This is a genomic window from Streptomyces sp. CB01373, from assembly GCF_002803075.1.
GTDB lineage: Bacteria > Actinomycetota > Actinomycetes > Streptomycetales > Streptomycetaceae > Streptomyces.
On sequence record NZ_NNBK01000001.1, the window covers coordinates 527,617 to 544,366 of the forward strand.

Annotated in this window: 1 protein-coding gene (cut by a window edge); it reads left to right on the forward strand. The window is 74.7% G+C overall.

What is annotated here, in order from left to right; translation table 11 throughout:
* The first annotated feature begins 9 nt into the window (after positions 1-9).
* Positions 10-16,750, forward strand: partial view of a type I polyketide synthase gene (locus tag CG719_RS02145; protein WP_100566706.1) — the 5' portion only. The gene runs 15,986 nt beyond the window's last position; only the first 16,741 of its 32,727 coding nucleotides appear in the window; its start codon is at positions 10-12; its stop codon lies beyond the right edge, outside the window.

Sequence of the window (16,750 nt, forward strand, 5' to 3'; positions counted from 1 at the left end):
TGGAACACGATGAGCACGTCCCCCAACAAGTACGTCGAGGCGCTGCGGTCGTCCCTCAAGGAGATCGAACGGCTGCGCAAGCAGAACGAGCAGCTGGTCGCCTCGGCGGCGGAGCCGATCGCCGTCGTCGGCATCGGCTGCCGCTTCCCCGGCGGCGTCGTCTCCCCCGAGGACCTGTGGGAGCTCGTCGCCCAGGGCCGCGACGTCATCGGCCCGTTCCCGACCGACCGCGGCTGGGACCTGGACCGGCTGGCGGGCGGCGGCGAGGGCAGCAGCCTCGCCCAGGTCGGCGGCTTCCTTCAGGACGCCGCCGGCTTCGACCCCGCCTTCTTCGGCATCTCGCCCCGCGAGGCCGTCGCCATGGACCCGCAGCAGCGCATCCTCCTGGAGATCGCCTGGGAGGGATTGGAGCGGGCCGGCATCGACCCCTCCACGCTGCGGGGCAGCCGCACGGGCGTGTTCATGGGCACCACGGGCCAGGACTACGCGGAGGTCATCAAGGCGTCCGACGAGGACGCCGAGGTGTACTCCACCACCGGTCACGCCGCCAGCGTGATCTCCGGCCGGCTCTCCTACTTCCTGGGCGCCGAGGGCCCGGCGGTCACCGTCGACACCGGCTGCTCCTCTTCGCTCGTCGCCCTGCACCTGGCCGTGCAGGCCCTGCGGGGCGGCGAGTGCTCCCTGGCTCTTGCGGGCGGCGCGTCCGTCATGGCCACGCCCCACCCGTTCATCGCGTTCACCTCGCAGAGCGGACTGGCCGCCGACGGCCGCTGCAAGCCGTTCTCCGACGACGCCGACGGCACCGGCTGGGCCGAGGGCGCCGGCCTGTTCATCCTGATGCGGCTGTCCGACGCCCAGCGCGAGGGCCGTACGGTCCTCGCCGTGCTGCGCGGCTCCGCCATCAACCAGGACGGCGCCTCCAACGGCCTCACCGCCCCCAACGGCCCGTCCCAGCAGCGCGTCATCCGCGCCGCCCTGGACAGCGCGCACCTGACCGCCGCGGACGTCGACGCGGTCGAGGCGCACGGCACCGGCACCACCCTCGGCGACCCGATCGAGGCGCAGGCGCTGCTCGCCACCTACGGCCAGGACCGCGAGCGGCCGCTGCTGCTCGGCTCCGTCAAGTCGAACATCGGCCACGCCCAGGCCGCTTCCGGCGCCGCAGGCGTGATCAAGATGATCATGGCGATGCGGCACGGCGTGCTGCCCCAGAGCCTCCACTCCGAGCGGCCGACCAGCAACGTCGACTGGACCGCCGGCTCCGTCGAACTCCTCGACCGCGCCGTCGACTGGCCCGAGACCGGCCGCGCCCGCCGGGCCGGTGTGTCCTCCTTCGGCATCAGCGGCACCAACGCCCACCTCATCCTCGAACAGGCCCCCGCCGCGCCCGAGCGCCCCGCCCCGGACCCCGCCGTCCGCCCCGCGCTCGTCCCGTGGACCCTGTCCGGCCGCTCCGCCGCAGCGCTCGACGCCCAGCGCGAGCGCCTCGCCGCCCATCTCGCGGGTCACCCGGGCGCCGACGCGCTCGACATCGGCTTCGCCCTCGCCGACGGCCGCGCCACGTTCGAGCACCGCGCCGTCCTGCTCTGCGCGGGCTCCGACGCCTCGGGCGCCACCGAGATCGCCCACGGTTCGGTCGACGACGGCGCCTCGGCCATCCTGTTCTCGGGCCAGGGCTCCCAGCGCCTCGGCATGGGCCGCGAACTGCACGCCCGCTTCCCGGTGTTCGCCGAGGCCTTCGACGAGATCGCCGCCCTCCTCGACGGCCACACCGACCGCCCGCTGCGCGACGTCGTCTGGGGCTCCGACGCCGGCCTGCTGAACGAGACCGGCTGGACCCAGCCCGCGCTGTTCGCCGTCGAGGTCGCCCTCTACCGCCTCGTCTCCTCCCTGGGCGTCACCCCCGACTACGTCGGCGGCCACTCCGTCGGCGAGATCGCCGCCGCCCATGTCGCCGGGGTGCTGTCGCTTCAGGACGCCTGCACGCTGGTCGCCGCCCGCGCCCGCCTGATGCAGGAGCTGCCGCGGGGTGGTGCGATGCTCGCGGTGCGCGCCACCGAGGAGGAGGTGCTTCCGCTTCTGACGGAGCGGGTCTCGATCGCCGCGGTCAACGGGCCGTCCTCCGTGGTCGTCGCCGGTGCCGAGGACGAAGTCGCCGCGATCGCCGCGCACTTCGAGGCGCAGGACCGCAAGACCACCCGGCTCAGGGTGAGCCACGCCTTCCACTCGCCGCTCATGGACCCGATGCTGGAGGAGTTCCGGAGCGTCGCCCGGGGCCTCACCTACCACGAGCCGCGCATCCCGGTCGTCTCCAACCTGACCGGCACCGTCGCCGACCCCGCCGACCTGTGCACCGCCGACTACTGGGTCCGCCACGTCCGCGAGGCCGTCCGCTTCGCCGACGGCGTCACCACCCTCGCCGCCCGGGGCGTCACCACCATCCTCGAAGTCGGCCCCGACGGCGTGCTGTCCGCGATGGCGCAGGAGTCCCTGCCCGAGGGCACGACCGCCGTGCCGCTGCTGCGCAAGGACCGCCCCGAGGAGGAGTCCGCCCTCACCGGACTCGCCCGCGTGCACGTCCGCGGCCTCACCGTCCGCTGGGCCCGCCTCTTCGACACCAGCGGCGCCCTCCGCGCCGACCTGCCCACCTACCCCTTCCAGAACCAGCGGTTCTGGCCGGCCGCGGGCCGCTCCACCCAGGACGTCACCGCCGCCGGACTCGGCTCCGCCGACCACCCGCTGCTCGGCGCCGCCGTCGAACTCGCCGACGGCGAAGGGTTCCTGTTCACCAGCAGGCTCTCCGTCCACTCCCACCCCTGGCTCACCGACCACGGCGTCCAGGGCCGCGCCCTGCTGCCCGGCACCGCCTTCGTCGAACTCGCCATCCGCGCGGGCGACGAGGCCGGCTGCGACCGCGTCGAGGAACTCACCCTCGCCGCCCCGCTGGTGCTCCCCGAGCGCGGCGCCGTCCAGCTCCAGGTCCGGGTGGGCGCCCCCGACCCCGCGGGCCGCCGCCCGCTCGGCATCTTCTCCCGCGTCGAGGACGGCTTCGACCTGCCCTGGTCGCAGCACGCCACCGGTGTCCTCACCACCGGGGCCGGCGCCCCGGACGCCGCCTTCGACGCCACCGTCTGGCCGCCCGCCGGCGCCGAACAGGTCGACCTCGACGGCTGCTACGAGCGCCTCGCCGGCCTCGGCTTCGACTACGGGCCCGCCTTCCGGGGCCTGCGCGCCGCCTGGCGCCGCGGCACCGACGTGTTCGCCGAGGTCGCCGTCCCCGAGAACGCGGGCACCGACCCCGCCGACTTCGGCCTGCACCCCGCGCTCCTGGACGCCGCCCAGCACTCCGCCGCCTACACCGACCTCGGCGCCATCAGCCAGGGCGGACTGCCGTTCGCCTGGCAGGGCGTGCACCTCGCCGCGTCCGGCGCCACCACCGTCCGCGCCCGGATCACCTCCGCGGGCGAGGACACCGTCTCCATCGCCGTGTACGACACCGCGGGCGGCACCGTCCTGTCCGTGGACTCCCTGGTCTCCCGCGTCGTCCCCAAGGACATTTCCGGCGCCGCGGGGGCCGTCCACCGCGACTCCCTGTTCCAGGTCGAGTGGACCTCGCTGCGCAGCCTCCCCGAGCACCTCCCGGAGACCGTCGCCCTCGTCGGCGCCGACCCGGCCGGCCTCGCCGACGCGCTGCGCGCCACCGGCGTCCAGGTCACCGCTCACCCCGACCTGACCGCGCTGGCCACGGACACCGCCCCGGTGCCCGGGATCGTCCTCACCGCCGTGCCCGGCGAGCAGGACACCCCGGCCGCCGACGCCGCCCACACCACCGCCGCCGCCGTACTCGGCCTGGCCCAGCACTGGCTGACCGAGGACCGGTTCGCCGACGCCCGGCTCGTCCTCGTCACCCGCGACGCAACCGAGGGCCGCGACCTCCCGGCCGCCGCGGCCGCCGGCCTGATCCGCACCGCCCGCACCGAGAACCCCGGCCGCTTCGCCCTCCTGGACCTCGCCACCGGCACCCCCGCCGCCCCCGCCGCCCCCGCGGCCCTGGTGGCGGCCCTGGCCGCCGCGTACGACGAACCCGACCTCGCCGTACGCGGCTCCGACGTGCTCACCGCCCGGCTCACCCGGGTGCCCGCGCCCGGCACCCCCGGCGACTGGAACCCGGACGGCACCGTCCTGATCACCGGCGGCACCGGCGGACTCGCCGGCGTCCTCGCCCGCCACCTCGTCACCGAACGCGGCGTCCGCCACCTGCTGCTCGCCAGCCGCCGCGGCCCGGCCGCCGACGGCGCCGGCGCCCTCGCCGACGAACTCACCGCACTCGGCGCCTCCGTGGACATCGCCGCCTGCGACGTCACCGACCGGGAGGCGCTCACCGCCCTCCTCGCCCGGATACCCGCCGCGCACCCGCTGAGCGCCGTCGTGCACACCGCCGGCGTCGTCGACGACGGCGTCATCGGCTCCCTCACCCCCGAACGCCTCGACACCGTGCTGCGGCCCAAGGCCGACGCCGCCTGGCACCTGCACGACCTCACCCGGGACCTGAACCTCGACGCGTTCGTCCTCTTCTCGTCCGTCGCCGCCACCCTCGGCAGCCCCGGACAGGGCAACTACGCGGCCGGCAACGCCTTCCTGGACGCTCTCGCCGCCCACCGCCAGGCCCTCGGCCTGCCCGCCACCTCCCTCGCCTGGGGCCCCTGGACCCAGAGCGTCGGCATGACCGGCAACCTGTCCGACATCGACGTCGAGCGCATCGCACGCTCCGGCATGCCGCCGCTCACCGTCGAACAGGGCCTCGCCCTCTTCGACGCGGCCCTCGCCACCGGCGGCCCCGCCCTCCTGACGGTCCGCCTCGACCTGGCCGTCCTGCGCACCCAGGGCGAGATCGCCCCGCTGCTGCGCGGCCTGATCCGCACCACCGTGCGCCGCGCCGCCGCCCAGGTGTCGGTGACCGCCGACAGCCTCGCCCAGCGACTGGCCGGCCTGGACGCCGCCGCCCGCCGCGAGACCCTCCTCGGCCTGGTCCGCACCCAGATCGCCCAGGTCCTCGGCCACGCCGACGCCGACCAGGTGGAAGCCGCCCGCCAGTTCCAGGACCTCGGCTTCGACTCGCTGACCGCGGTCGAACTGCGCAACGGCCTCAACGCCGCCACCGGACTGCGCCTCCCCGCGACCATGGTGTTCGACTACCCGACGCCGAACGCGCTCGCCGACCACCTGAGCGACGAACTCCTCGGCACCGGCGACGACACACCCCTGCCCACCCCCGCCGGCGCCCTCCCGGCCACCACCGACGACCCGATCGTCATCGTCGGCATGGCCTGCCGCTACCCGGGCGGCGTCACCTCGCCCGAGGACCTGTGGCGCCTGGTCAGCGAGGGCGCCGACGCCACCGGCCCGTTCCCCGTCAACCGCGGCTGGGACGTCGGCAACCTCTACGACCCGGACCCCGACCGCCCCGGACACACCTATGTGCGCGCCGGCGGGTTCCTGCACGACGCCGGCTCCTTCGACGCCGACTTCTTCGGCATGAGCCCGCGCGAAGCGCTCTCCACCGACTCCCAGCAGCGCCTGCTGCTCGAACTGTCCTGGGAGGCCGTCGAGCGGGCCGGCATCGACCCGCTCAGCCTGCGCGGCAGCCGCACCGGCGTCTTCGCCGGCGTCATGTACAACGACTACGGCACCATCCTCACCGGCGACGAGTACGAGGCCTTCCGCGGCAACGGCAGCGCCCCCAGCGTCGCCTCCGGCCGCGTCTCGTACACCCTCGGCCTGGAGGGACCCGCCGTCACCGTCGACACGGCCTGCTCCTCCTCCCTCGTCGGCATGCACCTCGCCGCCCAGGCACTGCGCACGGGGGAGTGCACGCTCGCCCTGGCCGGCGGTGTCACCGTCATGTCGACGCCCAGCACCTTCGTCGACTTCTCCCGCCAGCGCGGCCTCGCCGCCGACGGCCGCTCCAAGGCGTTCGCCGAGGCCGCCGACGGCGTCGCCTGGTCCGAGGGCGTCGGCATGCTCGTCCTGGAGCGCCGGTCCGACGCGATCCGCAACGGCCACGAGATCCTCGCCGTGCTGCGCGGTTCCGCCGTCAACCAGGACGGCGCCTCCAACGGCCTGACCGCCCCCAACGGCCCGTCCCAGCAGCGCGTCATCCGCCAGGCCCTCGCCAGCGGCGGACTGTCCCCCGAGGACGTCGACGTCGTCGAGGCCCACGGCACCGGCACCACCCTGGGCGACCCCATCGAGGCCCAGGCCCTCATCGCCACCTACGGCCGCGACCGCGACCCCGAGCGGCCCCTCTGGCTCGGCTCCGTGAAGTCCAACATCGGCCACACCCAGGCCGCCGCGGGCGTCGCCGGCGTCATCAAGATGATCATGTCGATGCGGCACGGCGTGCTCCCGCGCACCCTGCACGTGGACGCCCCGTCCTCGCACGTCGACTGGGACGCCGGCGCCGTCGAGCTGCTCACCGAGCAGACCGAGTGGCCCGAGGCGGACCGGGTGCGCCGCGCCGGTGTCTCCTCCTTCGGCATCAGCGGCACCAACGCCCACGTCATCATCGAGCAGCCGGCCGCCACCCCGGCCCAGGCCGCCCCGCGCGACCCCGCCGAGGAATTCCCGGCCACCCCCTGGCCGCTGTCCGCGAAGACCCCCGAGGCCCTGCGCGACCAGGCCGCCCGCCTGCTCGCCCACGTCGAGGCCCACCCGGACGCCCACCCGGCCGACATCGCGTACTCGCTGCTCACCAGCCGCTCCGTCTTCGACCATCGCGCCGTCGTCGCAGGCGCCGACCGTGCCGAGGCGCTGCGCGCCCTCGCGGCCCTCGCCGCCGGGACCGACGACAGCGCGCTGCTGACCGGCACCGCCCGCGGCGGCCGCACCGCGTTCCTGTTCTCCGGCCAGGGTTCACAGCGGCTCGGCATGGGCCGTGAGCTGTACGGCCGGTTCCCGGTGTTCGCCGAAGCCCTGGACGCCGTACTGGCCGCCCTGGACGGCGAGTTGGACGGTTCGCTGCGGGAGGTGATGTGGGGCGAGGACGCCGGTCCGCTGAACGAGACCGGCTGGACCCAGCCCGCCCTCTTCGCGGTCGAAGTCGCCCTCCACCGCCTGGTGGAGTCGTGGGGCATACGGCCCGACTACGTGGCCGGTCACTCCATCGGTGAGATAGCCGCCGCCCACGTCGCCGGGGTGCTCACCCTGAAGGACGCCTGCCGTCTCGTCGCCGCCCGCGCGACCCTCATGCAGGCGCTGCCCGAGGGCGGCGCCATGATCGCCGTCGAGGCCACCGAGGACGAGGTCCGCCCGCTCCTCACCGACGACGTCTCCATCGCCGCCGTCAACGGACCGTCGTCCGTGGTCGTCTCCGGCACCGAGGCCGCCGCCCTCGCGATCGCCGCGCACTTCACCGAGCAGGGACGGCGCACCAGCCGGCTGCGCGTCAGCCACGCCTTCCACTCGCCGCTGATGACCCCGATGCTCGACGAGTTCCGGGCGGTGGTCGAAGAGCTGACGTTCGCGGCACCGGCGATCCCGGTGGTGTCGAACCTGACCGGCGCCCTCGCCACGGCCGAGGAACTGTGCTCGGCCGACTACTGGGTGCGCCACGTCCGCGAGGCCGTACGGTTCGCCGACTGCGTCGGCACCCTCGGCGAGCGCGGCGTCACCACCTTCGTCGAACTCGGCCCCGACGGCGTGCTGTCCGCCATGGCACAGCAGTCCGCCACCGAAGGCGCCGTCACCGTGCCGCTGCTGCGCAAGGACCGGGACGAGGAGCAGGCCCTCGTCACCGCGCTGTGCCGGCTGCACGTCCTCGGCATCGACGCCGACTGGACGTCCGCGTTCACCGGCGCCGGCGCCGCCCGTGTCGACCTGCCGACCTACGCCTTCCAGCACCGCTGGTTCTGGCCCGCGGCCGGAGCGGCGCGTCCGCACGACATGCGCGCCGCCGGACTCGGCTCCGCCTCCCACCCGCTGCTCGGCGCCGCGGTGGAACTCCCCGGCGGGGAAGGCGTGCTGCTCACCGGCCGCCTCTCCCTCCAGTCCCACCCCTGGCTGGCCGACCACGCCGTCCACGGCACCGTCCTGCTCCCCGGCACCGCCCTCCTCGACCTCGCGATCCGCGCGGGCGACGAGGCCGGCTGCGCTCACCTCGAGGACCTCACCCTCGCCGCGCCCCTGACCCTGCCGCAGGACGGCGCCGTCCTGCTCCAGGTCCGCGCCGGCACCGCCGACGACGCCGGCCGGCGCACCGTCACCGTGCACGCCCGCCCCGAGGACGCCACCGACGGCGTCTGGACGCTGCACGCCACCGGCACCCTGTCCGACACCGCCCCCACCGGCACCGGCCTCGACACCACCGTGTGGCCGCCGGCGGGCGCCCAGGCACTCGACACCGACGGCTGCTACGAGCGCTTCGCCGCCCGCGGCTTCGCCTACGGCCCGCTCTTCCAGGGCCTCACCGCCGCCTGGAGCGCGGGTGACGCGCTGTATGCCGAGGTCGCGCTGCCCGAGGAGGGCGACGACGACGCGGCCGGCTTCGCCGTGCACCCCGCCCTGCTCGACGCGGCCCTGCACCCCGCGCTGCTCACCGACGACGACGGTGGCCTCCCGTTCTCCTGGGAGGGCGTCAGCCTGCACGCCTCCGGTGCCACCGCACTGCGCGTCCGGCTCGCCCCGGCGGGGCCGAACGCGCTGTCCGTCACCGCCGCCGACCCGGCCGGCCGGCCCGTGGTCTCCATCGCCCGGCTGCTCGCCCGGCCGGTCGACATCGGCCGGCTGACCGGCGACGCCGGACACCTGCGCGACGCGCTCTTCCGCCTCGACTGGACCCCGGTCCCGCTGCCCGACGGCACCGGCTCCGCGGGTGTCGCCCTGCTCGGCCCGGACACCGACGACCTGGCGGAAGCCCTCGGCGACGGCGCCGTCCGGTATGCGACTCTCGCCGACCTGCTCGCGGCCGACGGGCCCGTTCCCGGTGCCGTACTGGCTCCGCTGACGGCCGGCTCCGACGCCGACCACACGCCGGGTTCCGTGCACACGCGGACCGCCGCCGCTCTGGCGCTTCTTCAGGAGTGGGCGGCGGAGGACCGGCTCAGCGGTTCCCGTCTGGTCGTCGTCACCCGTGGAGCCGTCGCCACCGACGACGCCCCGGTGACCGACCTCGCCGCCGCGGCCGTGCTGGGCCTGGTCCGTTCCGCGCGGACCGAGAACCCCGGCGCCTTCGGGTCGGTCGACCTCGACGGTGCCTCCGACTCCGTCCTCACGCGCGCCCTGGCCCTCGACGAGCCGGAGCTCGCGCTGCGCGGCGGCCGCGCCCTCGCCGCCCGCCTGACCCGCGCCACCGCCGACCCCGCCGCCCGGACTGCCTGGTCGCCGGAGGGGACGGTGCTCGTGACCGGTGGAACCGGTGGTCTCGGCGGTCTGGTGGCCCGTCACCTCGTCACGGAGCGCGGGGTGCGGCGTCTGCTGCTGACCAGCCGTTCCGGTCTCGACGCCGCAGGCGCCGGTGAGTTGGTGGCAGAACTGGAGGGGCTGGGCGCCGAGGTCTCGGTCGCGGCGTGCGACGTCGCCGACCGGGACGCGGTCGCCGCGCTGGTCGCGGAGCACCCGCTCACCGCTGTGGTGCACACGGCGGGCGTCCTTGACGACGGTGTGCTCGGCTCGCTGACCGGCGAGCGGCTTTCCACGGTGCTGCGTCCCAAGGTGGACGGCGCGTGGAACCTGCACGAGGCGACGCGGGACCTGGATCTGGACGCGTTCGTGGTCTTCTCGTCCGTCGCCGGTGTCTTCGGCGGCGCGGGCCAGGCCAACTACGCGGCCGGCAACGCCTTCCTGGACGCTCTCGCCGCCCACCGCCAGGCCCTCGGCCTGCCCGCCGTCTCCCTCGCCTGGGGTCCCTGGCAGCAGGGCGCGGGCATGACGGCCGGCCTCGACGAGCGGGATGTCCGCCGGGCCGCCGAGTCCGGGATGCCGCTCATCACGGTCGAGCAGGGCCTCGCCCTCTTCGACGCCGCTCTCACCACCGGTGAGGCTGCTCTCGTCACCAGCCGCCTGGACCTCGCCGCCTTCCGCGGCCGTCCGGAGATGCCGGCGCTGCTGCGCGGGCTGATCCGTACCCCCGTCCGCCGCGCCGCCGCGACCGGGGCCGCCGAGGGCGCCGACGCCGGACTCGTCCAGCGGCTCGCCCGGCTCGACCGGGAGCAGCGCCACGACGTCCTGCTGGACCTGGTGCGCGCGAGCGCCGCTCTGGTCCTCGGCCACGCCGCCGGTGCCGACATCGACGCCGACCGTGCCTTCCGCGACCTCGGCTTCGACTCCCTCACGGCGGTCGAACTCCGCAACCGCCTGCGCACCGCGACCGGTCTGCGCCTGTCGGCCACCATGGTCTTCGACCACCCCACTCTGTCCGCGCTCGCCGACCACCTGCTCACCGAGCTGTTCGGCGCCGAGACCGAGACCCTCACTCCCGTCACGCTGCTGCCGCCGACCGACGACGACCCGATCGTGATCGTCGGCATGGCCTGCCGCTTCCCGGGCGACGTCACCTCGCCCGAGGACCTGTGGCGCCTGGTCAGCGACGGCACCGACGCCATCACCGACTTCCCGGCCAACCGCGGCTGGAACGTGGAGAACCTCTACCACCCGGACCCCGAGCACACCGGCACCTCGTACAGCCGTTCCGGCGGATTCCTGCACGACGCGGGCGACTTCGACCCCGGCTTCTTCGGCATGAGCCCCCGCGAGGCGCTCGCGACGGACTCCCAGCAGCGCCTGCTCCTCGAGACCTCCTGGGAGGCCATCGAGCGGGCCGGCATCGACCCGCTCAGCCTCCGTGAGAGCCGCACCGGCGTCTTCGCCGGCGTCATGTACCACGACTACGGCAGCCTGCTGGGCGGCAAGGAGTTCGAGGGCTTCCAGGGCCAGGGCAGCGCGGGCAGCGTCGCCTCCGGCCGGGTCTCGTACACCTTCGGCTTCGAGGGCCCGGCGGTCACCGTCGACACCGCCTGCTCGTCCTCCCTGGTCGCCCTGCACTGGGCCGCCCAGGCGCTGCGGTCGGGTGAGTGCTCGCTCGCCCTGGCGGGCGGCGTGACCGTCATGTCGACGCCCAGCACGTTCATCGAGTTCTCCCGCCAGCGCGGTCTCGCTCCCGACGGCCGCTCCAAGGCGTTCGCCGAGTCGGCGGACGGCGTCGGCTGGTCCGAGGGCGTCGGCATGCTCCTGCTGGAGCGGCAGTCCGACGCGATCCGCAACGGCCACGAGATCCTCGCGGTCGTCCGCGGTTCCGCCGTCAACCAGGACGGCGCCTCCAACGGCCTCACGGCCCCCAACGGCCCGTCCCAGCAGCGCGTCATCCGCCAGGCCCTTGCCAGCGGCGGACTCTCGACCGGCGACGTGGACGCCGTCGAGGCGCACGGCACGGGTACGACGCTCGGTGACCCGATCGAGGCTCAGGCCCTGATCGCCACCTACGGCCAGAACCGCACCGACGAGCAGCCCCTGTGGCTCGGCTCGCTGAAGTCGAACATCGGTCACACGCAGGCCGCGGCCGGTGTCGCCGGTGTCATCAAGATGGTCATGGCGATGCGCCACGGCGTGCTGCCGCGCACCCTGCACGTGGACGCCCCGTCGTCCCACGTCGACTGGAGCGCCGGCGCCGTCGAGCTGCTCACCGAGCAGATCGAGTGGCCTGGGACGGAGCGAGTGCGCCGCGCCGGTGTCTCCTCCTTCGGCATCAGCGGCACCAACGCCCACGTCATCCTGGAGCAGCCGGTCGCCGCACCGGCCCCGGAGACGGCCGGAACGGAGGATGCCGAACCCGCCGTCGTCCCGCTGGTCCTCTCCGCCAAGTCGCCCGAGGCGCTGCGCGACCAGGCCGCCCGCCTGCTCGACACGGTCCGCGAGCGCACGGCGTTGCGCCCGCTCGACCTCGGCCACTCGCTGGCGACCAGCCGTTCCGCGTTCGACCACCGCGCCGTCGTCCTGGCCACCGGCCGCGAGGACGCCCTCCGCGCCCTGACCGCCCTCGCCGACGGCGAGGCGGACTCCGCCGCGGTCACCGGCCGCACCCGTTCGGGCCGTCGTGCGGTGCTGTTCTCGGGTCAGGGTTCGCAGCGGTTGGGGATGGGTCGTGAGCTGTATGGCCGTTTCCCGGTGTTCGCGGAGGCTCTTGACGCTGTTCTCGCTGTCCTGGACGGTGAGTTGGAGGGCTCGCTGCGGGAGGTGATGTGGGGTGAGGATGCCGGTCTGCTGAATGAGACTGGTTGGACTCAGCCCGCGTTGTTCGCGGTTGAGGTTGCTCTCTACCGTCTGGTGGAGTCGTGGGGTGTGCGGCCGGACTTCGTGGCCGGTCACTCGATCGGTGAGATCGCCGCAGCGCACGTCGCCGGGGTGTTCTCGCTGGAGGACGCGGCGCGTCTGGTGGCGGCTCGTGGTCGTCTGATGCAGGCGCTGCCGGCTGATGGTGCGATGGTGGCCGTTCAGGCCACCGAGGACGAGGTCACCCCGTACCTCACCGACGAGGTGTCGGTCGCCGCCGTCAACGGGCCCGGGTCCGTGGTGGTGTCGGGTGCCGAGGGTGCCGTACTGGAGCTGGCTGCGCGATTCGAGGCGGAGGGCCGCAAGACCACCCGGCTGCGGGTGTCCCACGCCTTCCACTCGCCGCTGATGGACCCGATGCTGGACGAGTTCCGCACCGTCGCCGAGGGCCTGTCGTACGCCGCTCCGGTGATCCCGGTGGTGTCGAACCTGACGGGCTCCCTCGCGACGGCGGAGGAGTTGTGCTCGCCCGAGTACTGGGTGCGTCATGTCCGTGAGGCGGTGCGCTTCGCCGACGGGGTGGCCGCGCTTGAGGAGCAGGGTGTGACCACGTTCCTTGAGTTGGGCCCTGACGGAGTCCTGTCCTCGATGGCGCAGGAGTCGCTGACCGGCGACGAAGCAGTCACCATCCCGGTCCTGCGCAAGGACCGCGACGAGGAGACGACCGCCCTGACCGCCCTCGCCGCCCTGCACACCGCGGGACTGCGGATCGACTGGACCGCCTTCTTCGCCGGCACCGGCGCCACCCGCGTCGACCTGCCGACCTACGCGTTCCAGCACACCACCTACTGGCCCAGCGGCGCACACTCCGCCGCGGACGCCGCGGCCGTCGGCCTCACCGCCGCCGGACACCCGCTGCTCAACGGCTCGGTGCAGCTCGCCGAGGGCGAGGGCGTGCTGTTCACCGGCCGCCTCTCCCTCCAGTCCCACCCCTGGCTGGCCGACCACGCCGTCCACGGCACCGTCCTGCTGCCCGGCACTGCCCTGCTCGACCTCGCCTTCCGCGCGGGCGACGAGGCCGGCTGCGACCGCGTCGAGGAACTCACCCTCGCCGCCCCGCTGGTGCTTCCCGAGCGCGGCGCCGTCCAGACCCAGGTCAGGGTCGGCGTCGCCGACGACACCGGCCGGCGCACCGTCACCGTCCACTCGCGTCCCGAGGACGCGGGCGACGTGTCGTGGACGCAGCACGCCACCGGCACCCTGGTGCCGGCCGGCACCACCGGCGACACCGGCTTCGATGCCACCGTGTGGCCGCCGGCCGGCGCGGAAGTCCTCGACACCGACGGCTGCTACGACCGCTTCACCGCCCTCGGCTTCGGCTACGGCCCGGTCTTCCAGGGCCTGAAGGCCGCCTGGCGCACCGGAGACGTCCTCTACGCGGAGGTCGTCCTCCCGGAGGCCGGCGCCGCCGACGACGAGGCCGGCTTCGGCCTGCACCCCGCGCTGCTCGACGCCGCCCTGCACGCCGCGCTCGTCGCCCACGAGGGTGAGGAGGGCAACGGCGGGCTCCCGTTCGCCTGGGAGGGCGCGGTTCTGCACGCCACCGGCGCCACCGCGCTGCGGGTCCGGCTGACCCCGACCGACGAGGCCGGGCAGTCCGTCGCGATCGCCGTCTGCGACACCGCCGGTCAGCCGGTCGCCTCCGTCGACCGGCTCCTGGTCCGGCCCGTCACCGGCGACCAGCTGAACGAGGCAGCCGGCATCGCCCGCGACGCCCTGTTCACCCTCGACTGGACCCCGTTCCCGCAGGACGGCGACGTCCCGGCAGCCGTCGCGCTCGTCGGCCCGGACACCACGGAGCTCGCCGAGGACCTGGCCGCGGCCGGCGCCGCCGTCACGACCCACCGGGACCTGGCCGCCCTCGCGGCGGACGGCACCGACATCCCCGGCGCCGTCGTCGTCGCCGTCGACGGCACCTCCGCTCCCGTCGCCGAGGCCGCGCACACCGTGGCCGCCGAGGCCCTCGCCCTCGCCCAGCAGTGGACGGCTCAGGACCGGTTCGCCGGGACCCGGCTGGTCTTCGTGACCCGCGGCGCCGTCGAGGCGGGCGGCTCCCAGGTCACCGACGTCGCCGCCGCGGCGGTCTGGGGCCTGGTGCGCTCCGCCCAGTCCGAGAGCCCCGACACCTTCGTGCTCATCGACCGGGAAGCAGCCGGCGCCACCAGCGACGCCGCCGAACGCGGACGGCTGTTCCTGGGGGCGCTCGGCAGCGGAGAACCGCAGCTCGCGCTCCGCGACGACGTGGTCCTGGCCGGCCGCCTCGCCCGCTTCGACTCCGCCGGCGCCATGACGCTGCCGGCCCAGCGGGCATGGCGCCTCGACAGCGCCACGGCGGGCAGCATCGACGGCCTCGCCCTCACCCCGCACCCGGAGGCCCTGGAGCCGCTCACCGGCCACCAGGCCCGCATCGAGATCCGCGCCGCGGGCCTCAACTTCCGCGACGTCCTCAAGGCCCTCGACATGTATCCCGGCGACGCCGGGCGGTTCGGCCACGAGGCCGCCGGTGTGGTCGTCGAGGTCGGCCCTGACGTCACCCACATCGCCCCCGGCGACCGCGTCATCGGCATGGTCTCCGGCAGCTTCGCCTCGCTCGCCGTGACCGACGCCCGCCGACTCACCCACCTCCCGGAGCACTGCACCTGGGAGATCGGCGCCTCCCTGCCGCTGGTGTTCCTCACCGCCTACCACGCGCTGAAGGAACTCGGCGGGCTGAAGGCGGGGGAGAAGGTCCTGATCCATGCCGGTGCCGGCGGTGTCGGCATGGCGGCGATCCAGATCGCCCGCCACTTCGGCGCGGAGGTCTTCGCGACGGCCGGCGAGGCCAAGGCGGACGTGCTGCGCTCCCTCGGGGTCGCCGACGACCACATCGCCTCCTCCCGCACCCTCGACTTCGAGGCGGCCTTCGCCGCCGTCGCGGGCGAGAACGGTCTCGACGTCGTACTGAACTCCCTGGCCGGTGAGTTCGTCGACGCGTCGATGCGGCTGCTCGGCACGGGCGGCCGGTTCCTGGAGATGGGCAAGACCGACATCCGCGAGGACGACTCGGTCCCGGACGGCATCACCTACCAGTCCTTCGACCTCGCCTACGTGGACCCCGAGGCGATCGCCGCCATGGGCCGCGAGCTCACGGAACTGTTCGCCGCAGGGCACCTCCACCCGCTCCCGGTCCGTGCCTGGGACATCCGGCACGCCAGGGACGCCTTCCGCCACATGAGCATGGCCAGGCACATCGGCAAGATCGTGCTGACCGTGCCCCGCGCCTGGTCGTCCGAGGGGACGGTGCTGGTGACGGGCGGTACGGGTGGCCTGGGTGGACTGGTGGCCCGTCACCTGGTGACGGAGCGTGGGGTGCGGCGTCTGCTGCTGACCAGCCGCTCCGGTCTCGGTGCCGCGGGTGCCGAGGAACTGGTGGCGGAGCTGGAGGAGCTGGGTGCCGAGGTCTCGGTCGCGGCGTGTGACGTCGCCGACCGGGACGCGGTGGACGCGCTGGTCGCGGGCATACCGGTGGAGCATCCGCTCGCCGCGGTGGTGCACACGGCCGGCGTCCTGGACGACGGCGTGCTCGGTTCCCTCACCGGGGAGCGGCTCGCGGCCGTTCTGCGCCCCAAGGTGGACGGAGCCTGGAACCTTCACGCGGCGACGCGCCGTCTGGATCTGGACGCGTTCGTGGTGTTCTCGTCCGTCGCGGGTGTGTTCGGTGGTGCCGGGCAGGCCAACTACGCGGCCGGCAACGCCTTCCTGGACGCCCTGACCGCCCACCGCCAGTCCCTCGGACTGCCGGGCCTCTCGCTCGCCTGGGGCGCCTGGGCGCAGGGTGCGGGCATGACGGCCGGGCTCGACGAGCGGGACATCCGCCGGGCCGCGGAGTCCGGGATGCCGCTCATCACCGTCGAGCAGGGCCTCGCCCTCTTCGACACCGCCCTCACCACCGGCAGCGCCGCTCTCGTCCCGGTCCGCCTGGACCTCGCCGTGCTGCGCGACCGGGGAACCGTCGCACCGCTGATGCGCGGTCTCGTCCGCGCCCCCGCCCGGCGCGCGGCGGCCACCGCCGCCACGGGCGACACCGGGCTCGTCGAGCGGCTCATCCGGCTGCAGCGCACCGAACGGCGCGACGCACTGGTCACCGTGGTCCGCGAACAGGCCGCGCTGGTGCTCGGCCATTCCGGCGGCGGCGGGGTCGACCCGTCCCGCGCCTTCCGCGACCTCGGCTTCGACTCGCTCACCGCGGTCGAACTCCGCAACCGGCTCGGCGCCGTCACCGGTGTCCGCCTGTCCGCCACGGCGGTCTTCGACTATCCGACCGTCGCCGCCCTCGCCGACCACCTGCTCACCGAACTCCTGGGCGCCGACGCCGAGTCGGACGCCGAGGAGGCCGTGCCGGCCGAGGCGCTCCTGGACGACGACCCGATCGTGATCGTCGGCATGAGCT